Annotated in this window: 18 protein-coding genes; 10 read left to right on the top strand and 8 right to left on the bottom strand. The window is 71.6% G+C overall.

What is annotated here, in order from left to right:
* Positions 1-16: 16 nt before the first annotated feature.
* Positions 17-3,340 carry a helicase HerA domain-containing protein gene (locus Val02_RS19335; protein WP_203900517.1) on the top strand — a complete coding sequence of 1,108 codons (3,324 nt, stop codon included), beginning with the start codon at positions 17-19 and terminating at the stop codon, positions 3,338-3,340.
* A 3-nt stretch (positions 3,341-3,343) separates the two neighbouring features.
* On the opposite strand, the gene Val02_RS19330 is transcribed toward Val02_RS19335, so the two are convergent.
* Complete coding sequence (locus tag Val02_RS19330) at positions 3,344-4,279, bottom strand: EamA family transporter (protein WP_203900516.1); 936 nt, start codon at positions 4,277-4,279, stop codon at positions 3,344-3,346.
* A gap of 77 nt (positions 4,280-4,356) precedes the next feature.
* Between Val02_RS19330 and Val02_RS19325 the strand changes: the two genes are divergently transcribed.
* The 3 genes from Val02_RS19325 (at position 4,357) to Val02_RS19315 (ending at position 6,936) form a co-directional block, all read left to right on the top strand.
* Positions 4,357-4,896, top strand: coding sequence for a CGNR zinc finger domain-containing protein (locus Val02_RS19325; RefSeq protein WP_203900515.1), 540 nt, complete (start codon positions 4,357-4,359; stop codon positions 4,894-4,896).
* Positions 4,897-4,952: 56 nt separating this feature from the next.
* On the top strand, positions 4,953-5,840 hold the full coding sequence (locus Val02_RS19320; RefSeq protein WP_203900514.1) for a DUF72 domain-containing protein: 888 nt from the start codon (positions 4,953-4,955) through the stop codon (positions 5,838-5,840).
* A 109-nt stretch (positions 5,841-5,949) separates the two neighbouring features.
* Positions 5,950-6,936, top strand: coding sequence for a malate dehydrogenase (locus Val02_RS19315; RefSeq protein ID WP_203900513.1), 987 nt, complete (start codon positions 5,950-5,952; stop codon positions 6,934-6,936).
* 53 nt (positions 6,937-6,989) lie between these two features.
* Here Val02_RS19315 and Val02_RS19310 read toward each other — a convergent pair whose 3' ends face one another.
* The 7 genes from Val02_RS19310 to Val02_RS19280 form a co-directional block, all read right to left on the bottom strand.
* Positions 6,990-7,379 carry an SgcJ/EcaC family oxidoreductase gene (locus tag Val02_RS19310; protein WP_203900512.1) on the bottom strand — a complete coding sequence of 130 codons (390 nt, stop codon included), beginning with the start codon at positions 7,377-7,379 and terminating at the stop codon, positions 6,990-6,992.
* 39 nt (positions 7,380-7,418) lie between these two features.
* The gene (locus tag Val02_RS19305) at positions 7,419-8,327 is read right to left on the bottom strand and encodes a DNA-3-methyladenine glycosylase family protein (RefSeq protein ID WP_203900511.1); all 909 of its coding nucleotides are present in this window, start codon (positions 8,325-8,327) and stop codon (positions 7,419-7,421) included.
* Entirely contained in the window at positions 8,324-9,283 is a 960-nt protein-coding gene (locus tag Val02_RS19300) for a hypothetical protein (protein WP_203900650.1), read from the bottom strand. The genes Val02_RS19305 and Val02_RS19300 overlap by 4 nt, the downstream gene beginning before the upstream one ends.
* A gap of 115 nt (positions 9,284-9,398) precedes the next feature.
* Positions 9,399-11,915 (bottom strand): AAA family ATPase, encoded by a 2,517-nt coding sequence (locus tag Val02_RS19295; RefSeq protein WP_203900510.1) that lies wholly within the window; start codon positions 11,913-11,915, stop codon positions 9,399-9,401.
* A 2-nt stretch (positions 11,916-11,917) separates the two neighbouring features.
* Positions 11,918-13,063 (bottom strand): metallophosphoesterase family protein, encoded by a 1,146-nt coding sequence (locus tag Val02_RS19290; RefSeq protein ID WP_203900509.1) that lies wholly within the window; start codon positions 13,061-13,063, stop codon positions 11,918-11,920.
* A gap of 7 nt (positions 13,064-13,070) precedes the next feature.
* The gene (locus Val02_RS19285; protein WP_373317915.1) at positions 13,071-14,813 is read right to left on the bottom strand and encodes an ATP-binding protein; all 1,743 of its coding nucleotides are present in this window, start codon (positions 14,811-14,813) and stop codon (positions 13,071-13,073) included.
* Between the two features lie 126 nt (positions 14,814-14,939).
* Entirely contained in the window at positions 14,940-15,701 is a 762-nt protein-coding gene (locus Val02_RS19280) for a pyrimidine reductase family protein (protein WP_203900508.1), read from the bottom strand.
* A 77-nt stretch (positions 15,702-15,778) separates the two neighbouring features.
* Between Val02_RS19280 and Val02_RS19275 the strand changes: the two genes are divergently transcribed.
* The 6 genes from Val02_RS19275 (at position 15,779) to Val02_RS19250 (ending at position 22,180) form a co-directional block, all read left to right on the top strand.
* Entirely contained in the window at positions 15,779-16,315 is a 537-nt protein-coding gene (locus tag Val02_RS19275) for a plasmid pRiA4b ORF-3 family protein (protein ID WP_203900507.1), read from the top strand.
* Positions 16,316-16,536: 221 nt separating this feature from the next.
* Positions 16,537-17,841, top strand: coding sequence for an ABC transporter substrate-binding protein (locus Val02_RS19270; RefSeq protein WP_239153179.1), 1,305 nt, complete (start codon positions 16,537-16,539; stop codon positions 17,839-17,841).
* Between the two features lie 68 nt (positions 17,842-17,909).
* Complete coding sequence (locus Val02_RS19265) at positions 17,910-18,851, top strand: carbohydrate ABC transporter permease (protein WP_203900506.1); 942 nt, start codon at positions 17,910-17,912, stop codon at positions 18,849-18,851.
* The gene (locus Val02_RS19260) at positions 18,848-19,756 is read left to right on the top strand and encodes a carbohydrate ABC transporter permease (protein WP_203900505.1); all 909 of its coding nucleotides are present in this window, start codon (positions 18,848-18,850) and stop codon (positions 19,754-19,756) included. The genes Val02_RS19265 and Val02_RS19260 overlap by 4 nt, the downstream gene beginning before the upstream one ends.
* A complete protein-coding gene (locus tag Val02_RS19255; RefSeq protein ID WP_203900504.1) occupies positions 19,753-21,129 on the top strand; it encodes a GH1 family beta-glucosidase in 1,377 nt (458 codons plus the stop codon). The genes Val02_RS19260 and Val02_RS19255 overlap by 4 nt, the downstream gene beginning before the upstream one ends.
* A 4-nt stretch (positions 21,130-21,133) precedes the next feature.
* Positions 21,134-22,180, top strand: a complete 1,047-nt coding sequence (locus Val02_RS19250) for a LacI family DNA-binding transcriptional regulator (RefSeq protein WP_203900503.1) — start codon at positions 21,134-21,136, stop codon at positions 22,178-22,180.
* Positions 22,181-22,199: the final 19 nt, after the last annotated feature.

The following is a 22,199-nucleotide window of genomic DNA, read 5'->3' as shown; positions in this document are numbered from 1 at the left end:
GAAGCGAGGCGGCGTCATGAGCGGCGGCGTTGTGAGCGACGATCTCGGTCTCAAGGCTCTCGAAGGGCTGCGGATCCACCTCGCGCCGAGCAACGAGGACATCTGGGATCCGTCGCCGTTCCACGTGGAGACCCTGCACCGCAACGTCGTTCACCAGGTGGTGGCGGCGATAGACGACGCCCGCAAGCGGATCCCCAGTCCGACCGGCGTCGTCGTCCAGGGCCAGCGCGGCTCCGGCAAGACCCACCTGCTGGGTTGGATCCGACGGCAGGTGCAGGACCGGGACGGCTACTTCTTCGTGGTGAGCCTGCTCGACGGCCGGCGGTTCTGGCACAGCGTCGCTCAGGCGATGGTGGACGGGCTCAACCGCACCAACGGGCCGGACACCACGCAGTTGGGGCTGTTCCTCCAGCGGCTGACGCTGTTCGTCGGGGTGCCGTTCGCCGCCCGGCAGGCCGTCCTCGGGGCCGAACCGCTGAGCAAGGAGGCGCTCGACATGTTCGCCGCGGCGCTGTTCAAGGCCCAGCGGGAGGTCGGCCGCAAATGCCGCGACACCGCGCGCGCCCTGGTCATGCTGCACTCCGACGACCTGCGCGCGGTGGAGATCGCGACCACGTTCCTGTCGTCGGCCGACGAGTGCGAGCCGGGCGAACGCATGGCGTGGGGCCTGCCCCGAGGCGTGAAGCCGCCGGAGTCGGTGGTCAGCGAGATCTCCTGGCTGCTCGCCGTGACGGGCCCGTCGGTGATCGCGGTGGACCAGATCGACGGTGTGCTCACGCCGTACGTGCACGCGATGGAGGGCGGACGGGGCGTCGAGCCGCAGGACGCCTACGTGCTCGATCAGATCGCCACCGTTCTCATGGACCTGCGCGAGGCGACCCGCAAGACGGTCACGGTGGTCGCCCTGCAGCCGACCTCGTGGCAGGTGATCAAGAGTCAGGCGATCGCCGCCGTCCAGGACCGGTTCACCGAGGCGAAGCACCTGGGGCAGATCCCCACGCCGGGTGTCGGTCGGCAGCTCGTCGCGAAGCGGCTCAGGGCGCACTTCGACACGGTCGACTTCGAACCGCCGTACCCGACCTGGCCGGTTCGCGAGGAGGCGTTCGACACCGCGCAGGACTTCCGCCCCAGGCAGCTTCTCCAGAACGTCAGCCGGCACATCAGCGCCTGTGTCCAGGACGGCGTGGTGCGGGAGATGACGTCCCTCGGTTCGCCGGAGGGGGACGACCTGCCGCTCGTGCCCGTCCGGCCGGTGGACGATCTCGGCCCCCTCGACCGGCAGTACGCGGAACTGCGTCGGCGGCCCGACGTTCCCACGGAAATAAGGCCGGACAACGAGGACGCTGAGCTGCCCCGCCTGCTCTCGGCGGGACTCGCCGCGTGGATCTTCGAACGCGGCGACGCGGGCCGCCTTTTCGAGCAGGACACCCCGCCCAGCACGAAGCCGCCGTTGCACGCCCGGCTGCACAAGACCCTGGTCGAGGAGACCGAGGAACAGGCGCACTGGGCCTTCCGCGCGATCACGGCCGGACACCACATCGCGGTGCAGAACAGGCTGCGCAAGGCGTGCCTGGAGAGCGGACTCGCCGAGGGGGTCTCCCGACGGCGACTGTTCATCCTGCGCAACGGCCCGTGGCCGGGTGGGCAGAAGACGGCGGAGATGGTGCGGGCGTTCGAGATGGCCGGCGGTCGGAAGCTGGCCGTCGGCCCCGAGGACCTGCGCATCCTGGCCGCCCTTCGGGACCTGATCGCGAGCAAACCGGCCGACCTGCAGGGCTGGCTGGTTGCCCGGAGGCCGACGCGGGAGCTGCCGTTCCTGCGCGAGGCACTGGCGGAAGCGCTGGCCGACCTGCCCGGGGCGCCGGCCGCCGAGCCGTTTGTCACCGAGTCGCCGGCCGCCGAGCCGCTGGGCGCGGAAGCACGGCCGGCCGCGCCCGCGCCGGAGGCCGTTACGGCTGCGCCGGAGGGCGGGACAGTCCCGCCGGAGGCCCGGGCAGTTCCGCCGGAGGCGGGGACGCCGACGCAGGGGGCCGCCGTGGACGGGATGTCCACATTGGAGCGGGCCGCCACGTGGGGGCGCCACCGCACGCCGGAATCAAGGACCCCCTCGATCCGCCTGGGCGCGGGATTCGACGACGCCGCCCCGGTCGCCGTGGACCTGGAGGCGCTGCGCAAGCACACCGCCATCTTCGCCGGCTCCGGCTCCGGCAAGACGGTGCTCATCCGGCGCCTGGTCGAGGAGTGCGCACTCCAGGGCGTCTCGTCGATCGTCCTCGACCCCAACAACGACCTCGCGAGGCTCGGCGACGCCTGGCCGCAGGAGCCCGCGGCGTGGGGCGACGGAGACGCCCGGAAGTCGCGCGACTACCTCGCCGACGTGGACGTCGTCGTGTGGACGCCGCGGCGCGAGGCGGGCCGCCCGATCAGTTTCCAGCCGCTGCCGGACTTCCACAGCTTCGTGGACGACCCGGACGAGTTCGAGGCGGCGGTGGAGGCGGCGCTGGCGGCGTTGGCGCCCCGGGCGAAGGTCACCGGGAACACCGCGAAGGCGGATCGGGCCAGGGCCGTTCTCAAGGAGGCGCTTGTCCACTACGGACGGTCGCACCGGGAGACGACGCTGCGCGGGTTCATCGGGATGCTGAACGACCTGCCCGACGGCGTCAGCGACATCGACAAGGCCTTCGACATCGCCAAGGAACTGGGCCAGAACCTGACCGCCGCGCGGGTCAACGATCCGATGTTCGGCGGGATCGGGGAGGCGGTCGACCCGGGTGTGCTGCTGTCGCCGCCGGAAGGCAAGCGGGCCCGCGTCTCGGTGATCAGTTTCGTCGGGCTGCCCTCCGACGAGCAGCGGCAGAGCTTCGTGAACCAGCTCCAGATGGCGCTCTTCGCCTGGGTGAAGCGGAATCCGGCGGGGGACCGGCCGTTGGGCGGGCTGTTCGTCATGGACGAGGCGCAGACGCTAGCGCCCGCCGGGGCGATGACCGCCTGCACGCGCAGCACGCTGTCGCTGGTGTCGCAGGCCCGCAAGTACGGGCTGGGCCTGGTCTTCGCCACGCAGGCGCCGAAGGGCCTGCACAACCAGATCCCGGGGAACGCGACGACGCAGTTCTTCGGGCTGCTCAATGCGCCGATCCAGATCGATGCCGCGCGCGAGATGGCCAGGGCGAAGGGCGGCGACGTCCCGGACATCTCGCAGCTGCGCAGCGGGCAGTTCTACGTGGCGCTGGAGGGCGAACCGTTCCGCAAGGTGCGCACGCCGCTGTGCCTGACGCACCACCCGAAGAGCCCGCTCACGACCGAGGAGGTGCTGTCGCGCGCCCGGGCCGGCGACGCGTGAGACTCAGGCCGGCACCGGCTCGCGCTCGGGCTCGGGTGCGGTGGCACGCAGCCCGTCGAGCCGCACGAGCACGATCCCCGCGACGATGAGCGCTCCGCCGGCGGCCTGCACGAGCGTCGGGAGTTCGCCCAGAATCAACCAGGCGAAGAGGACGGCGAACACGACCTCGGTGAGCCCGACGAACGACGAGACCGCGGCGCCGAGCACCCGGGCGGCCCCGATCCCCGCGACGTAGGAGACGACGGCCGCGACCAGCGAGAGCCCGAGGACCGGCACGAGCCAGCTCACCCGCTCGCCGGCGAACTCGACGGTGCCGAAGGTCGCGGTCATCGGCATGGCGCCGACGGCCCCGAGCGCGAAGAGCAGGCCGGCGCCGACCGCCATGCCGCCCGCGGCGAGCGTGACGGAGGGCAGCTCGGGGTCGACCCGTGCGGAGATCACGAAGTACGCGGCGAGCCCGACGGCGGCGGCGAGGCCCCACAGCACGCCGACGGGGTCGACGCGGGCCGTGCCGGTGAGGTCGAGGACCAGCACGAGGCCGACCATCGCCGCGAGCGTGCCGCCGATCGTGAGCCGGCGCGGGCGGTGGCCGTGTGCGGCCCACATCCAGGCGACCACGAGAACGATGCCGGAGTACTCGATCAGCAGCGCGACCCCGACCGGCAGATAGCGAACGGCGTTGAAGAACGCGACCTGCGCGCCGGCCACCGCCAGCAGCCCGAACAGCCCGATCGTGCCGGCCGCGCGCCGGGCGACGGCCCACCGGCCGCGCAGTGCCAGGAGGGCCGGCGCGGCGAGCACCAGCGCGGCGATGCCGATCCGGGCGGCGACCGCGCTGTCGGCGGACCATCCCGCGTCGATGAGCGAACGCGCGAAGATACCGGACGTGCCGAACGTCGCGGCGGAGAGCACCGCCAGGCCCAGTCCGTCGACCCGCATCGGAACCCCCTCGAGGTGTAATGTGCAAAGTGGTCCTTTACTCATGACACTAGTCGGGCCGGGTGACAGGAGTCAACGTGGTCTTCGCTCATGACACGGAGGTGGCTCTCGTGGCCGCCGCCCACCTGGTCAACACGGCCGGCCGGGGCGAGGAGCGGCTGCCCGACCCGGCCGCTCTGGCCGAGTTCTACGCGGCCAACGGGTGGACCGGACGGCACGAGCGCACCACGGCCGAACTGCGTTCCGTGCGCGCCCTGCGGCCGCGGCTGCGCCGCCTGTGGGACGCCGACGAGGACGAGGTCGTGGAGATCGTCAACGCGTTGCTGCGCGAGGCGAAGGCGCTGCCGCAGCTCGTCCGGCACGACGCGTGGCCGTATCACCTGCACGCCACGCCGTCCGACGCGCCGCTTGCCGACCGGATGGCCGTCGAGGCGGCGATGGCGATGGTCGATGTCGTCCGTGAGGGTGAATTGCGACGGCTACGGATCTGCGACTTTCCGGACTGCGACAACGTGTTCGTGGACCTGTCGAAGAACCGCTCGAAACGCTTCTGCGACGCGGGATGCGGCAATCGTGCGGCGGTCAACGCCTACCGCGCGAGACGGGCGGCGCGCTGACCCTGCGTGACACACGCCCGGTTGCGGGGATCGAATTACAGCGGTGCAATTATCCGATGGGCGAGATTCTCGTGGGCACGTCCTCCTGGGCCGACCGGTTGCTGCTCGCCTCCGGCTGGTACCCGAAGTCGGTGAACACCCCGGCGGGGCGGCTCGCCTACTACGCGGAGCGGTTCCCGATCGTCGAGGTCGACACCAGCTACTACGCCATCCCGGCGGTGGAGACCTCCCGCGCGTGGGTCGAGCGGACGCCGGACGACTTCACGTTCAACGTCAAGGCGTTCAGCCTGCTGACCGGGCACTCCACGCCCGTCGACAAGCTCCCCGCCGACCTGCGCCCCTACACGTCGCGGCGTACGGTCCGCCGGGCCGACCTGCCCGAGTCCACTGTGGACATCGTGTGGGAACGCTTTCACGAGTTCGTCGCGCCGATCGCCTCGGCCGGCAAGCTGGGCGTGGTGTTGTTGCAGTTCCCGCCGTGGCTCGTGTGCACCGACGCCGGGCGGCGCAGGATCGCACACACCGTCGAGCGCTGCCGGCCGCTGCCGGTGGCCGTCGAGCTGCGGCACGGGTCGTGGTTCACCGATCAGCGGCGCTCGCTGGAGACGCTGACGTTCCTCGTCGAACTGGGCGCGTCGTTCTGCTGCGTGGACATGCCGCAGGGCTCGGAGACGTCGGTGCCGCCGATCCTGGTGGGCACGGCCGACCCGGTGGTGATCCGCTTCCACGGGCACAGCCACGCCTGGGACACCGGTGACAAGCAGGAGAAGTTCCGCTACGCGTACACCGAGCAGGAACTGCGCGCCTGGGTGCGCCGCATCCGGCCGCTCGCGGAGGAGTCCGACGCGGTGCACGTTCTGCTGAACAACTGCTGCGGCGACCAGGCGCAGAAGGACGCGGCCCGGCTCCGCGACCTCATCTCCGCCACGACGGCCGCGGCCTGAGGCGTACATCGCGCGTCCGGGGGCACACATTGCCCGGCCGCGTCACCGGCGGATCCGGGTGGCGATATGGTCGCGAGAACGAATGCTTGCCGACCAACGAGGAGTTCGCATGGCTGAGACCCCGGTCAACGTAACCGTCACCGGGGCGGCAGGGCAGATCGGATACGCCCTGCTGTTCCGGATCGCATCGGGCCAGTTGCTCGGGGCGCAGACGCCGGTGAGGCTGCGGCTCCTGGAGATCCCGGCCGCCGTCCGCGCCGCCGAGGGGACCGCGCTGGAGCTGCAGGACGGGGCGTTCCCGCTGCTCAGCGGCGTTGACGTGTTCGACAACCCGAAGGCGGCGTTCGACGGCGCCAACGTCGCGCTGCTGGTCGGTGCGCGCCCGCGGACCAAGGGCATGGAGCGCGGCGACCTGCTGGAGGCCAACGGCGGCATCTTCAAGCCGCAGGGCGAGGCGATCAACGCCGGCGCCGCCGCCGACATCAAGGTGCTCGTGGTCGGCAACCCGGCCAACACCAACGCGCTCATCGCGCAGTCGCACGCCCCGGACGTTCCGGCCGACCGCTTCACCGCCATGACGCGCCTGGACCACAACCGCGCGCTGGCGCAGCTCGCCGGCAAGCTGGGCGTGTCGGTCTCCGCGCTGAAGAAGGTCACCATCTGGGGCAACCACTCGGCGACCCAGTACCCGGACGTGTCGCACGCGCTGGTCGAGGGGCGTTCCGTCGCCGAGGCGGTCGACCGCGGCTGGCTGGTGGACGAGTTCATCCCGCGGGTCGCCAAGCGCGGCGCGGAGATCATCGAGGTACGTGGGGCCTCGTCGGCGGCCTCCGCCGCGTCGGCCGCCATCGACCACGTCTACGACTGGGTCAACGGCACCCCGGAGGGCGACTGGACCTCGGCGGCCATCGTCTCGGACGGCTCCTACGGGGTGCCGGCCGGGCTGGTCTCGTCGTTCCCGGTGACCTCCGCCGGCGGCAAGTGGGAGATCGTGCAGGGGCTCGAGGTGGACGAGTTCTCCCGGGGCCGGATCGACGCGTCGGTGGCCGAGCTGACCGAGGAGCGCGACGCGGTCCAGCGCCTGGGCCTGATCTGACGTTCGCACCGCACCGGCGGCCACTCCCGACGGGGGCGGCCGCCGGTGCTGTGTCAGGCGACCACGATGGTGTTCTGGCAGGCGGTGAGCAGCCACCGCCCGTTCTCCCGCGCCATGACCCACATCGGCGAACCCTCGTCGCCCGGCCCGTCCGCCGACGAGTACACCTGCCGCACCTTCACGGCCGCGACGTCGGGCCGGATGAACAGCACGTGCTCCAGCGTGAACGCCACCGTCAGGCCCCGCATCCCGCCGGGCAGCACCTGCCGCGTGAACTCCGCGATCGCGTCCCGACCGAAGAGCCGCCTGCCGTGCCCGGTGGTCCAGATCGCGTCCGCGCGGAACAGCTCGAGGAACTCGTCGGGCAGCTCGTTGTTCTGCGAGTGTTCGACGGTGGCGATGACCTGTGTGATCGCCCGGATGTCGGCGTCTGTGTCGCTCATGGAGGCGACGCTAGGACCTCGACAAACCTTGAGATCAAGCTAGAAGCGGGCGAACGAGCGGATCGGCATCCGCGGCCCGAACCGCGGTGCCCCGATCCCGCCGATCTCCAGCAGCACGCACACCCGCCCGCGATGCCCCCGGAACGGCTCCAGCAGCTCCAGCATCCGCTCGTCCGTGCCGCGCGCCTCACCGGCCAGCGCCCACGACACGGTGTTCTTGATGTGGTAGTCGCCGACGCTCACGGCGTCCCCGTCGCCGAACGCCGCCCGCACCACCTCGGCCGCCGTCCACACCCCGATCCCGGGCAGCGACACCAGCCGGCGGGTCGCCTCGGCGGCGTCGGTCGAGGTCTCCAGCGTCCCGGCCACCACGGCGGCCCGCCGGATCGTGTCCGCGCGCTTGCGTTCGATGCCCCACGGGTGGAAGGCCCAGTAGGGCGTCGCCGCCACGGCGGCCGGATCCGGGGTCAGGCGCATCCGCGCGGGGGCCGGGCCGGGGACCGGCTCGGCGAAGTGGCGCAGCATCCGCACGTACCCGTGATGGGCTTCTTTCCCGGTGACCTTCTGCCCGAGAATCGACGGGATCAGGTGGTGGAAGACGCGGCCGGAGGCCGGGAAGCGCCAGCCCCGGTACGCCCGCCACAGGTCCCTGACCACACTGTGCTCGGGCGCGAAGCCGCTGACGTCGTCCCGCAGACCGGCGACGGCGTCCGCGCGCTCCAGCAGCCACCCGCCCCCCGGTCCGTACCCCGTCGCCGTCAGTCCTCCGGGGGAACGTCGTAAGCACAGGCTCCCCGGCCCGTCCGGAGTCCTGGTCGCCCACCACGCCTCCTGAGGATCCGCGTGGACGGTCGGATCGCCCTGGATGACCGCGAGCCGCCTGATCGTGCGCGCGAGGTCGTACCTGTCCGGGACGGCCAGCGTGCGCGTCACACCGACACCCGTCATACCGGTACCTGGTTGGCGGTCCTGGTGAGGGCGCGGTGCAGCAGGCGGCCGTCACCGAGCATCGCGCGCAGGCGGCGTTCGAGGCCGGCGATCGGCATGAGGTTCTGCGGCGCGCGGGGATCCTTGTACGACGTCGCGGCGAACCGGGGGAGCGTCACCGCCGACAGGTCGGCCAGCGCCACGGCGGCCACCGGCGGCAGCTCGGTCGAACACTCCACCCGCACCAGGTTGCCCCAGGGCGCGCCCTTCGGGCCGGGCAGCCGCAGGTACCAGGTGTAGTGCCGGAACCGCGTGCCGAGCCGGAACACCGGCGTGCGCTGCCCGGCCCGCAGCGCGGTCATCACCGGGGTCAACGCCGCCGGCAGGTACGGCTGCTCCTGGCTCTTGATGTAGCCCAGCATCCGCGAGGCGTTGGCCCGCGAGCCGAGCAGCCCGTCGGCGACGATCAACTCGTCGGCGGTGGACTCGTCGCGGCTCTCCGCGCACACCGCCGCCTCCAGGGCCGCGAGCCGGGCCTGCAGGGCGTTGTCGAGCACCCGCTGGTCGCCGTTCTTCGTCTGGTGCACCGTGTACCGCGCCGCGCCGGTGAGCAGCTCGGTCGCATCCGGGAACGACGTGAAGACGCCGCGTTCGACCCGTGCCGTCACCACCTCGGCGGCCCCGCGCCGCAGGTCGCAGCGGACCACCCCGGCGGCGTAGGAGGCCGCGAGGCCGGGCTGAACGTCGGTCTCGTCGCCGACCCAGACGCGGGCGTCGCGCCGGCGCACGCCGTCGACCATCAGCACCACGTCGGGCGCGCGCACGTCGGGCGCGGGGCTCAGCGGCTCCCACGCCTCGGCGGGGCGTTCGACCTCGGTGTCGATCTCGGCGCTGGAGCCGTTGCCGTTGACGAACTCCGACGACTCGACACCCGCGCCGAACCCGGGATCCCACGCCTCCACGAAGAGCCTCATGATGCTTCCCGCGCAGGCGTCGGGGCGGCGCTCGTGTCGCCGCCTTCCCTCGTCGCTCCGGTCGCTGCGCTCCCTGGGCTCCTCGGTCCAGGCGGCGCCGCCCCGCCCCGCCACGCGCTCAAAGGCTGACCCTTTCCACGCGGGCGGTGCGGGTGTCGCGGGAGACCTCGAAGCGGACCGGGATCCGTTCGGCCAGCGCGCCCACGTGCGTCACGACGCCCACCATCCGATCGCCCTTGGCCGCCAGGTTTTCCAGCGTCGCCGCGACGGTGTCCAGCGTGGCGGCGTCCAGCGTCCCGAACCCCTCGTCCAGCACGATCGACTCCAGGCTCGCGGTGCCGGTGGACATGCCGGCGAGCTGCTCGGACAGCGCCAGTGCCAGCGCCAGCGACGCCTGGAACGTCTCGCCGCCGCTCAGCGTGCGCACCGCCCGCCGCAGCCCCGCGTCGTGGTGGTCGACGACGAAGAACTCGCCCTTATCGTGGCCCAGGTCGTACTGCCCGCCGGAGAGTTCGCGCAGGATGCCGCTGGCCCCCTCGACGAGCGCGTCGAGCGCCTCCGACAGCAGCCACCGCTCGAACCGGTCGGCGCGCAGGTGACCGGCGAGGGTCTTGGCCACCTGGGCGTCCCGCTCGTAGCCGGCCCGGCGCTCCCGCAGGTCGGCGGCCTCGGCGAGGCGTTCGGTGATGCGGCGGTGCGCGGCGTCGGCGCGCTCGACGGCCACGGCGGCGGCCCGCGCGAAGGCGTCCCCACCGAGGTCGTCCCCCGTGGGTCCGGCGCCGCGCTCGGACGGGCCGGGCATGCCGGCGACCTGGAACAGCGCCCGCAGCCGGTCCCGCGCCGCCACGACGGCCGCCTCGCCGGCGTGCACCTCGGCCTGCCGGGCGGCCCGCGCACCGCGCCGGCTGTCCGCTTCCGCCGACGCCCACGCCGCCAGGGCGGTCCACGCCACCGACAGGTCGTCCCGGTCGGCCGGCGGCGGCCCGAACGGCGCCACCGCGTCGCGCGCCGCGTCGAACGCCCGCCACGCGTCCCGGACGGCGTGCTCGGCCGACTCCGCCCGCCGCTGCGCCGCACGGGCGGCCTCCCGCGCCTTGCGCACCTCCGTGCCGGCCTTCTCGCACTGCTGCCGCAGCCTGTCCAGGGTGGACAGGGTGCGTTCGATCGCCTCCGGCGCGGGCGCCCCGTCCAGCTGACCCTCCACAGTGGAGAGCCGAACGGCCACGTCGTCGGCCTTCGCGCGCGCGGCGGCGACGTTGCGGTCGAACGCGCGCAGGGCGCTGTCCCGCTCGGCGAGCCGCTGCGCGGCGGCGTCGGACTTCTTGCGCGCCACGACACCCGCCTGCTTGGCCGCTGCCGCGGCCGCCGACTCCGCCGCCGGCGGCAGGGTGGTCACCGGCTGCGTGCAGACCGGGCACGGCTCGCCCTCGACCAGGTGCGGCCGCAGCTCCGCGGCGCGGTCCAGCGCGAGCGCCGCCTGGTAGGCCTCGCGCGCCGCCTCCAGGTCGGCGGTGGCGGCGGTCGCCTCGGCCCGCGCCCGCTCGACCGCCTTCGCGGCGGCGTCGTGCTCGCGCTGCGCCCCGTCGAGCACGGCGGCCAGCGACTCGGCCTCGGCCCGCAGCGAGGCCCGCAGCCGGTGCGCGTCGAGCAGGCGGCGCAGGGCGGTCGGGTCGCCGCCGTCGGCCAGCTCGGCGCGGAGCTTCTCCTCGCGTTCCTCCGCCTCGGTCAGCACCGCGCCGGACTGCGCGGTCGCCAGCCGTGCCGCCACGGCGGCCGCCGCGAGAGTGTCCACATCGGACGGACGCCGCACGCGGGCGAGGCGGGCCAGCTCGGCGTCCAACGCCGTCAACGCCTCCACGGCGGCACCCGCCGTGCGCTGCGCCTCCGCCAGGGCCGGCCGGGCCGCGTCGACCTCGGCGGCGAGCGCGCGCGCCGCGTCGACCCGACCGGCGGCCTGCTCCCGCGCCTCCGGCGTGGCGTCCACATAGGACGCGAGATGGGTGTCGGTCGCCTTGAGCTGCGCCTCCGCCTCGCCGGCGAGCGCGTTGGCGCGTTCGCGGATGCGGCCGTAGACCTCCAGGCCGAGCAGGTTGACCAGGATCTTCTGCCGCTCGGCGGGCTTGGCGTGCAGGAACGCCGCGAACTCGCCCTGCGGCAGCACCACGCACTTGGTGAACTGCTCGTACGGCAGCCCCACCACGTCGGCCACGGCTTCGTCCACTTCGGACGGCGTGCCCGCCAGCACGGCGCCGAGGTCCTCTGTGGACAGCCCGGCGTCCAGCCGGGACAGGTCGAACCCGGCCGGCAGCGCCTCCAGCCCGGCCTGCTTGGTGGAGACCGCGCCCCGCGTGTCCCGCCGCACGACCCGGGTCAGGATGTAGCGCACCCCGCCCGACTCGAACGCCAGCCGCACCCGCGCCTCCGCCGTCGAGGGCGCCAGCGCGTTGGCGATGGCCCGCCGGTCGCCCCAGCGCGGCACGGTCCCGTAGAGGGCGAAGCAGATCGCGTCGAGCACCGTCGACTTGCCCGAACCGGTCGGGCCGACCAGCGCGAAGAAGTCGGTGTCGGTGAAGTCGACGGTCGTCGGCTCCCGGAACACCGTGAAACCGGCCAGGTCGAGCCGCAGCGGACGCATGGCTAGGAGACCTCCCCGTGCAGGCGGTGGAACAGGTCCCGGGTCGCCGGGTCGTCGTGCCCCTTACCGGCCAGGTACTCGGTGAACAGCTCGCCCGCCGAACGCCCCGCGGCCCGCGCCGACGGCCGCGTGGCGGCCGCCTCCGGCAGCATCATCGGGTCGATGCGCACCTCGAGCGCGCGCGGCAGCATCTCCTGCACCTCTTCGCGCAGCCCGGCACGCGGCGCCTCGCGGACGAACACCCGCAGCCACGCCTCCCCGGCGTCGAGCGCGGCCAGCTGCTCCAGCGTCCCGAACACCGTCTTCAGCGGTGTGGCCGCCGTGATCGGCACGTCGCGCACCTTGGCCGTCCTGTCGGCGCTGACGTCCACGACGGACACCGACGGCGTGTTCTCCGCCTCGCCGAAGTCGATGGCGAGCGGGCTGCCGCTGTAGCGCACCGGGCACGGCCCCGGAACGGTCTGCGCCCGGTGCAGGTGCCCGAGCGCCACGTAGTGCGCGTTGCCCGGGAAAACCGTCGCCGGGACGGCGTAGCCGAGGATGGTGTGCGCGTCGCGTTCGCCGCCGCCCATCGCGCCGCCGACGACGGTCAGGTGCGTGGTGACGAGATTGATCGTGTCGTCCGCGAACGCCTCCGCGGCCAGCACCGACAGCAGCCGCGCCACATGGTCGGCATACGTCTGGGTGGCCTCGGCGTCGGTCAGCTTGAACATCTCCACGGCCCGCACGGCGTACCGCTGCGACAGGAACGGCAACGCGATCATGCGCCACTCCTCGCCGCCGGCCGTGGTGCCGGTGATCACGTGTTCCTTGACCGACTCGCGAACCGCGCCGCGCAGCGTGATCCCCGCCGACTCGGCCCACGGGCGCAGCGCGTCGAGCGCCGGCCCGTTGTCGTGGTTGCCCCCGATCGCGACCAGCTCCGCACCGGTGCGCCGCAGCGCGGAGAGCGCCCGGGTGACGACCCGCGTGGCGTCGGCCGTCGGCGCGGCGGTGTCGTACAGGTCGCCGGCCACGATGATCAGGTCGGGTCGCTCGTCCCGGGCCACCTCGACGACCTGCGCCAACACCTGAATCTGCTCGTCCAGCCGGGGCCGGCCCTTGAGTACCTTGCCGACGTGCCAGTCGGACGTGTGGAGGATCTTCACAGCGACCTCAGAACGGGATCTCGTCGTCGGAGATGCCACCGACCGCGGCACCCACGACGGCGAACGGATCGGTCTTCTGCACCACGGAACGCAGCGCGGAGTCCGGTGGCGTGCCCGCCTCGGCCGGCCGCGTGGCCCACCCCGGGAACGGGAACTCGATGCACAGCGGCACCGGGATGTCCGGCTGCGACACGAACATCGTGCCCGGCTTGGCGATCAGCGCCCGCTGCCGCTGCGCCGGCGGCAGGAAGCCGTACTCCGTGCGGGAGGCCTCGGCGGGGTCGAGCCGCCCGACCACCTTCACGGCGCTGTTGGTGACGATGCGGCGTTCGACCTCGCTGGCGGTCTGCTGGCAGCCGATGAGGATGACACCCAACGAACGCCCCCGCTCGGCGATGTCGAGCAGCACGTCCTTGATGGGGGAGGCACCCTCGCGCGGGGCGTACTTGTTGAGCTCGTCGAGCACCACGAACAGCTTCGGGTTGGCCGAGCCGGTCTTCTCCTTGCGCTCGAACTCCCGCTTGAGCGTCACGCCGACCACGAACCGTTGCGCGCGGTCGGGCAGGTTGTGCAGGTCGACCACGGTCAGCTGGGCGCTCTCGGCGGTGTTGATCGAGTGCGGCCGGCGCTGCGCCAGGTCGCCGCGGATCAGCCGGGCCAGGTCCCGCTTGCTGGAGATCAGCCGGCGGGCGAACGCGTTGACCGTGCCGAGCCCGACCGCCGACCCGGTCCACGCGTGCCGGGTCTCCTCGTCGGAGAGCTGGTCGACGATGAAGTCCACGAGGTCGGCGTAGCCGTTGATCCGCCGCCCCTCGACGGAGATCCCGCCCTCGGCGGGCACCGCTACCTTGACCAGGTGCGCCGTGACGGCGTGCACGACCATCGTGTACTGCTGCCGCTCGTCGTCGGCGTCGGCGAACACGAACGGCAGCAGCGAGTCCTTACAGAACTCCGCGAGCGTCCAGTAGAACGGGTCGATGCCGGTCTGCCGGCTGCCCACGTCCGGCGTGCCGGAGCTGTCGCCCGCACGCGGCGGCGCGTACACCCGCACGTCCCGGAACGCCCCCGCGGGCAGCCCGAGCTTGCCGTAGGCCGCCACGGTCCGCTCGTCGAGGCGGGTGTTGGGATGGTCGAGGAAGAGCAGGTCCTCGCCCTTGACGTTGAAGATCAGGGCGCGCGTGTTGGCCGCCTCGCCGGCGCCGCCCAGCACACCCGAGCGCAGCATCGAGTAGAGCAGGAACGTCGCGAAGCTGGTCTTGGTCGCCACCCCGGAGATGCCGGAGATCGACACGTGCGCGCCCCGGCTGCCGTCGAGGAAGTCGGCATTGAGGTAGACCGGCTCGCCGTCGCGCCCGAAGCCCATCGGCACCCGCCGGTCCATCCGGTCGAAGTAGAGCGCACCGGCGCGGGCGTCCCCGGTGGCCCGGCGCACCACCGCGCCCGGCGACGGCGGCACGTACACCTCGGGGTCGACCCGGGTGGTGGTGACCTCGGCCGCCTCCTGGATCTGCGCGGGCAGCGCCCCGTCGGCGATCGCGAACACGTCGGAGTCGAACATCGCCCCCTCGTGCCGCGCCCGCACGGCGGTCACCACGCCGGCGATGGTGACGGTGGAGCCGTCGGGCAGCTCGCGGCCGGTCACCACGACGTCGTCGAGCTGCAGGTAGGCGCCCGGAGCCACGGCCACCCAGAACTGCAGCGGCGTCGCGTCACTGGTGCCGAGCACCCGCCCGACCGTCTGGTCCGTCACGCTGGCCTCCGGCAAGATCGCACGTACGTTCTACGCATCCTGCATCACCCCACTGACAAAAAGCCCGTCGCCACACGGGAGCGGCCCGGGACCGGCACATTCCGTGACCCGTCGCGCAATGCGCGGTTACGCACCGTCGCGCGTGTAGCGGAGGATGAGGAGGTCGTCCGCGCGGATCGTGTGCGCGAGGCGCATTCGCCGTGCCGCCCGCACCGGCGCGCCGGCGGTGATCCGGCCGGGGCCGGGGCCGACGAGCAGCGGCGCCAGGGTGAGGCAGAGTTCGTCGACCAGGTCGGCGGCGGTGAGCGCGCCGAGCAGTTGCGGCCCGCCCTCGCTGAGGAGCTGCGGCAGGCCGGTGCGCCGCAGCACGTCCAGCGCGCCCGGCAGGTCCACCTCGCGTTCGCCGTAGACCAGGACGTCAGCGACGGGGGCGAGGGCGTCGCGCCGGTGCGCGGGCGCCGTCTCGCAGGTCAGGATGATCGGTCGGACGGGGGCGTCGGCCAGCGCCGCCTGCGCCGGGTCGAGGTCCAGGGACCCCGAGACGACGATCAGCCGGGGGAACGCGGGAAGCCCACGCGCCGTTCGCCAGCGGCGCCGGGGCTCGTCCAGGCGGAGTGCGCGGTAGCCCTCCCGGCGGAGCGTGCCGGCGCCGACGAGCAGGCCGTCGCAGAGCATCCGCAGGATCCCGAAGACCCGCTTGTCCCGAGGGTCGGAGAGTCCGCCGGAGAGCCCGTCGGCCGCCGCGGACGCGCCGTCGAGGCTGGTCACGAAGTTGACCCGGAGCCAGGGGGCGTCCCGGTCGACGGTGTACAGGTCGGCGAGCGCGGCGTCGTCCAGGGAGTCGAGCGCCGTCAGCACGACGCGCCCGGCAGATGGGGATCGCGGCACGCCGGGCAAAACACCCGGCTAGCCTGCACTGGGACCGACCTCGCGGTCAAACTCGACCGACCCCTGGGTGAGGACGCATGTCGCGCCGGATCTACGAACTGACCGTGACGCTGGTGGGCACCGACCCGACCGTGCGGCGGAAGGTGCTGGTTCCCGGTGGGTACACGCTCGACCGGGTGAGCCGGGCGATCCAACTGGCGTTCGGCTGGTACGGGCACCACCTGCACTGCTTCGAGATCGACGCGCGGCAGTACGGGGTGCCGGACCCGCTGGCCGAACACGAGGACGAGATCGACGTGCGGCTGGACGCGGTGGCCAAGGCCGGCGACCGCTTCTCCTACGTGTACGACTTCGACGACTGGTGGGAGCACGAGGTCGTCGTGGACGCCGTGGTGCCGGCCCGGCCGGACGAGCGCTATCCGGCGTGTGTGGACGCCGTGGGGGCGCCGCCGCCGGAGGACATCGGAGGGCTCGTGGCGTTCTCCCAGATGCTGGAACTGATCGCGGACCCGGCGCTGCCGGACCGCGGGGGACTGCGCGACTTCATCGCGCTCTACAACCCGGACGACGTCGACGCGGCCCGGATCAGCACGCTCCTGCGCCGGATGACCTGACGCGGCCAGATCACCCGACGTAATCCGCTAGGGAAATTCCGTTAGCACGGCCGTAACAAAATGGGAACGCTCCCAATGGCCCGTTGACAGGGGCGGGGTCAGCCACCACTCTTCATGGGAGCGCTCCCGGGGGCCTTCCGGAATGCGCTTGATCACACCTCACATGGCATGACCCACATCCCCACCGCACACACATCTAGACCTTTGAGAGAGGGGTCAGGATGAGCGTCACCTCGCGCCGGCTGCGTACGTACGCGGCGGCCGCGCTCGTCGCCGGACTCGCCCTGAGTTCCACGGCGTGCAGCAAGTCGGACGACTCGGACTCGGGCGAAGGCGGGACCGTCACGGTCACGCTCCAGTACTTCGGCACGCCCGGTTTGAAAGAGGCGGCTGAAAAGTTCAACAGCACGCACACCGACATCAAGATCGACGCCCAGAACATGGGCGAGCTGAAGGACTTCGACCCCAAGCTCACGCAGTGGATCGCCACCGGCCAGGGTGCCGGCGACATCGTGATGCTCGAAGAGGGCAACCTCCAGAAGTTCCTGCTTGAGCCGAAGGGCTTCGCGAACCTCTTCGACCTCGGCGGCAAGGACCTGAAGGACACCTTCCTCCCCTACAAGTGGGAGGGTGGCCAGACCGCCGACAAGAAGAAGCTCGTCGGCCTCGGCACCGACATCGGTGGCCTCGCGATGTGCTACCGCAAGGACCTCTTCCAGAAGGCCGGCTTCCCGACCGAGCGCGACAAGGTCAGCGCCCTGTGGAGCGACTGGGCGCAGTGGGCCGCCAAGGGCGAGGAGTTCAAGGCGAAGAACACCGGTGCCGCCTGGATCGACTCGGCCACGTCGGTGATGCAGCCGTACATCATGCAGAAGTCCGACACCTGGTTCTACAGCAAGGACAACAAGTTCATCGGGGACTCCAACCCGATCGTCAAGCAGGCGTGGGACTTCGGTCTCGGGCTGTCCGACAAGGGCCTGACCGCCAAGCTCGTGCGGTGGAACCCGGACTGGGACGCCGCGTTCAAGAAGGCCAGCTTCGCGACCCTGCCGTGCCCCGCGTGGATGACCGGTGTCATCTCCGGCCGCGCCGGTGCCGAGGCCAAGGGCCAGTGGGACGTCGCCACGATCCCCGGTGGCAGCGGTAACTGGGGTGGCTCGTACCTGGCGATCCCGGAGCAGAGCAAGAAGAAGAAGCAGGCCTTCGAGGCGCTGAAGTGGATCACGGGCAAGGAGGGTGGCCTGGAGGCGTACAAGGCCGCCGGCGCCATGCCGAGCAACGTGGCCGCCCTGGACGACCCGGCGTTCAAGGACTCGAAGAACGAGTACATGAACAACGCGCCGACCGGCCAGATCTTCGGTGCCAGCGCCAAGGCGCTCAAGCCGATCCACCTGGGCCCGCAGCACCAGAACCTCTGGGAGAAGGTCTTCGAGCCCCAGATGCAGGCTGCCGAATCGGGCAAGTCCACCTCCGCCGCCGCGTGGGCCAAGGCCGTCGAGGACGGCAAGAAGCTCGCCGCCGGCTGATCCGGACTTGAGGCGGTGCCCGCGTCGAACCTGGCGCGGGCACCGCGTACCCCTGAAGGAGCCCGTACATGACGACGGCTGGCATCAGCACCGGGCGAGGAAGCAAGTTCAAGCTCACCAAGCTGGACATGAAGTACTCGCCGTACCTCTACATCGCCCCCTTCTTCATCCTCTTCGGGGCATTCGGCCTCTTCCCGCTGATCTACACCGGCTACGTCTCCACGCGTAAGTGGACGCTGGTCGGCGGGGACAAGGGCTTCGTCGGACTGGACAACTACACGGAGTTGTTCGGCGACGAGAAGTTCTGGAACGCCATGTTCGTCACGTTCGGGCTGTTCCTCGTCGGCACCATCCCGCAGCTCCTGCTCGCGCTCCTGCTCGCGAGCTGGCTCAACAAGAAGATGAAGTTCCGGACCGCCCTGCGCATGGGCATCCTGCTGCCGAACATCACCTCGGTCGCGGCGGTCGGCATCGTCTTCGGCTTCATCTTCGCCGACCGGTTCGGGTTGGCGAACTGGGGACTCGACCTGATCGGCATCGACCCCGTCTCCTGGCGACAGCACCGCTGGTCCTCGTGGCTCGCCATCAGCACCATGGTCAACTGGCGCTGGATCGGCTACAACGCCCTGATCTACCTGGCCGCGATGCAGGCCATCCCGAAGGACCTCTACGAGTCGGCCTCGATCGACGGCGCCTCGCCGACCCGGCAGTTCTGGCGGATCACGGTGCCGCTCATCCAGCCGACGATCCTGTTCACGGTGATCATCTCGACCATCGGCGGGATGCAGCTGTTCACCGAGCCGCTGATGTTCAACTACGGGCAGCTCAACGGTGGCTCGCTGGGTGAGTTCCAGACCATCTCGATGTACATCTACCAGCAGACGTTCGAGCTGGGCACGCGGTACGGCTACGGGGCCGCGATGTCCTGGACGCTGTTCATCTTGATCATGCTGTTCGCGGGCATCAACTTCGCGATGGTGCGCCGATCGGTGAAGGGGTCCACGACATGACCGCGGTGACCACCCGTCCCCCGTCGCACCGGCAGGCGGTGGCGCCCTCCGGCAAGAAGCGGCGTTCCGCCTCCGGGCGGCTCTGGGAGGCAAGCCCGCTCACCTACGTGTGCCTGATCGGCGCCGTGGTGCTCTCCGCGTTCCCGATCGTGTGGTCGTTCATCATCTCGACCCGGTCGAACGAGGACGTCTACAAGATCCCGCCGCCGTTCCTGCCCGGCGGCAACTTCATCGCCAACGTCACCCGGCTGCTGGAGAACGAGGAGGCCGGCTTCCTCATCGGCCTCACGAACTCGATCTTCGTCTCCACCGTGGTCACCCTGTCGGTGGTCTTCTTCTCCACGCTGGCCGGGTTCGCGTTCGCGAAGCTACGGTTCAGGGGCGCGAACGCGGCGCTGCTGTTCATCATCGTGACCATGATGGTGCCGACCCAGCTCGGGATCATCCCGCTGTACATCCTGATGCAGAAGCTGGGCTGGCTGTACACGCTCCAGGCGGTGATCGTGCCGTTCCTCGTCAAGGGGTTCGGCGTGTTCATGATGCGGCAGTACGCGATGTCCGCGATCAGCGACGAGTTGATCGAGGCGGCGCGCGTCGACGGCTGCTCGACGTTCCGGATCTACTGGAACATCGTGCTGCCGGCACTCCGCCCCGCGGCCGCGGTGCTGGGCCTGCTGACGTTCATGGAGACCTGGAACGAGTTCCTCTGGCCCTACCTCGTGCTCAACGACGACACGCCGACCGTGCAGGTGTCGTTGAAACTGCTGGCCACTGGGTATTACACCACTGACTACGTCATGATCTTCACGGGAACGGCGATGGCCCTGGTGCCGTTGCTCCTCGTGTTCGTCGTGTTCGGCCGCCAGATCATCGGCGGCATCATGGAAGGCTCGGTCAAAGCGTGAGTCCCGTCCAGTTCCCGCCCGGCTTCCTGCTCGGGGCGGCCACCGCCGCGTACCAGATCGAGGGGGCCGCGGCTGTCGACGGCCGCACCCCCTCCATCTGGGACACGTTCAGCAAGACGCCGGGGAAGGTGCGCGAAGGGCACACCGGCGACGTGGCCTGCGACCACTACCACCGGCTCGACGAGGACCTGGCGCTCATGGGCGACCTGGGCCTCGCCGCCTACCGGTTCTCGGTGTCGTGGTCGCGGGTGCAGCCGGGCGGGCGGGGCGGACCCAACGCCCAGGGGCTCGACTTCTACAAGCGGCTGGTCGACGGCCTGCTCGAGCGGGGGATCGAGCCGTGGCTGACCATGTACCACTGGGACCTGCCGCAGGAGCTCGAGGACGCCGGCGGCTGGCCGGTGCGCGACACCGCGCAGCGGTTCCGGGACTACGCGGTGCTGCTGCACGACGCGCTCGGTGACCGGGTCAGCCGCTGGTCGACCCTGAACGAGCCGTGGTGCTCGGCGCTGCTCGGCTACTCCTCGGGCGACCACGCGCCGGGGCGGCAGGAGCCGGCCGACGGGATCGCCGCCACGCACCACCTGCTCCTGGGGCACGGGCTGGCCGTGCAGGCGTTCCAGGAGAGGGGCGCGACGACCGGGATCACGCTGAACCTCTACGCGGTCTCGCCCGAGACGAGCTCGGCGGCGGACGCGGACGCGGCCCGCCGCATCGACGGCCTGGCCAACCGGCTCTTCCTCGACCCGGTCCTCAAGGGCAGCTACCCGGAGGACGTCAAGGAGGACCTGCGGGAGATCACCGACTTCGGCTTCGTGCAGGACGGCGACCTCGCGCTGATCTCCCAGCCGCTGCCGTTCCTCGGGATCAACTACTACAGCCGGCACGTCGTCAGCGGCGCCGGACCGGTCGAGCCGTACTGGCGCAAGCCGGGCGCCTGGCCGGGCAGCGGCAACGTCCGCTTCGTCGAACGCGGCGTGCCGAAGACCGCCATGAACTGGGAGATCGACGCCCCGGGCCTGGTCGAGGTGCTGACCCGGGTCGCCCGGGAGTACCCGTCGGTGCCGCTGTACATCACCGAGAACGGCGCCGCGTTCGACGACAAGCTCGCCGACGGCGCGGTCGACGACGCCGACCGGGTGGCCTATCTCGACGCGCACCTGCGGGCGTGCGTCGAGGCCGTCGAGGCCGGTGCGCCGTTGCGGGGTTACTTCGCGTGGTCGTTGATGGACAATTTCGAGTGGGCCTGGGGCTACACCAGGAGATTCGGAATGATCTATGTCGACTATGAGGACGGGCAGCGTCGGATCCCGAAGCGGAGCGCCGGTTGGTATGCCGACGTCATCCGCAGCGGCGGCCTACCCGCAGAATGACGGAATGACCTCCACACGACCCCGGTCCGCCGGCCGTCCGACCCTCGACGAGGTGGCGGCGCGCGCCGGCGTGGGCCGGGGCACGGTGTCCCGGGTGGTTAACGGATCTCCGCAGGTCAGCCCGCAGGCGCGCGAGGCGGTCCGGCGGGCGATCGACGAGCTGGGCTACGTGCCCAACCGCGCCGCCCGGGCACTTGTCACCCAGCGTACCGACTCGGTGGCGCTGGTCGTCTCCGAGTCGGAGGAACGCCTCTTCGGCGAGCCGTTCTTCGCCGGCATCATCCGGGGCATCAGCGCCGAGCTGATGCGCACGCCGTTGCAGCTGTGGCTGGCGATGGCGCAGTCGCCGGAGGGGCGCCAGCGGGTCGAGCACCACCTGACCACGCAGCACGTCGACGGCGTGATGCTGCTGTCGCTGCACGACGACGACCCGCTGCCGGCGATGCTGGCCGGCCGCGGCCTCCCGACGGTGCTCGGCGGCCGGACCGTGAACATGATGCGCGGCCGGCCGGCGGCCACCCCCGGCCCGGTGCGCTTCGTCGACATGGACAACGAGGGCGGGGCCCGGGCGGCGGTCGAATACCTGCTGTCGGCGGGCCGGCGCAGGATCGCGCACGTGGCCGGTACCCAGGACATGGGTGTGGGGCTCGCCCGTGTGGCCGGCTACCGGGCCGCGCTGGAGGCCGCCGAACTGCCGGCCGACCTGGTCGGGTTCGGCGACTTCCGGGAGGCGAGCGGCGCGGCGGCCACCCGCGAACTGCTCGCCCGCGCACCCGACCTGGACGCGGTCTTCGCGGCCAGTGACGCGATGGCGATCGGTGCGCTGCGGGCGTTGAAGGAGGCGGGTCGCCGCGTGCCGGACGACGTGGCGATAGTCGGCTTCGAGAACTCCGCCGCGAGCGGCCAGACCGACCCGCCGCTGACCACGGTCCACCAGTCGGTCGACCGCATGGGTCGCGAGATGGCCAGGCTCCTGATCGCGATGATCGCCGGAGAACCCACCGACGACATCCTGCTCGAGACCGAGCTGGTCCGCCGCGCGACCGCCTGAGCGCGGCCGCGCGGCGGCG

It is taken from the genome of Virgisporangium aliadipatigenens (assembly GCF_016863615.1).
In the GTDB taxonomy this organism is placed as follows: domain Bacteria; phylum Actinomycetota; class Actinomycetes; order Mycobacteriales; family Micromonosporaceae; genus Virgisporangium; species Virgisporangium aliadipatigenens.
This window is presented reverse-complemented; position numbering and strand designations above follow the sequence as displayed.

Coding starts and splice junctions, on each gene's coding strand:
- Val02_RS19270 (WP_239153179.1), top strand. CDS start 16,537: ATGAGCGTCACCTCGCGCCGGCTGCGTACGTACGCGGCGGCCGCGCTC.
- Val02_RS19310 (WP_203900512.1), bottom strand. CDS start 7,379: ATGAGCGACACAGACGCCGACATCCGGGCGATCACACAGGTCATCGCC.
- Val02_RS19330 (WP_203900516.1), bottom strand. CDS start 4,279: ATGCGGGTCGACGGACTGGGCCTGGCGGTGCTCTCCGCCGCGACGTTC.
- Val02_RS19250 (WP_203900503.1), top strand. CDS start 21,134: ATGACCTCCACACGACCCCGGTCCGCCGGCCGTCCGACCCTCGACGAG.
- Val02_RS19320 (WP_203900514.1), top strand. CDS start 4,953: ATGGGCGAGATTCTCGTGGGCACGTCCTCCTGGGCCGACCGGTTGCTG.
- Val02_RS19260 (WP_203900505.1), top strand. CDS start 18,848: ATGACCGCGGTGACCACCCGTCCCCCGTCGCACCGGCAGGCGGTGGCG.
- Val02_RS19315 (WP_203900513.1), top strand. CDS start 5,950: ATGGCTGAGACCCCGGTCAACGTAACCGTCACCGGGGCGGCAGGGCAG.
- Val02_RS19295 (WP_203900510.1), bottom strand. CDS start 11,915: ATGCGTCCGCTGCGGCTCGACCTGGCCGGTTTCACGGTGTTCCGGGAG.
- Val02_RS19335 (WP_203900517.1), top strand. CDS start 17: ATGAGCGGCGGCGTTGTGAGCGACGATCTCGGTCTCAAGGCTCTCGAA.
- Val02_RS19265 (WP_203900506.1), top strand. CDS start 17,910: ATGACGACGGCTGGCATCAGCACCGGGCGAGGAAGCAAGTTCAAGCTC.
- Val02_RS19305 (WP_203900511.1), bottom strand. CDS start 8,327: ATGACGGGTGTCGGTGTGACGCGCACGCTGGCCGTCCCGGACAGGTAC.
- Val02_RS19275 (WP_203900507.1), top strand. CDS start 15,779: ATGTCGCGCCGGATCTACGAACTGACCGTGACGCTGGTGGGCACCGAC.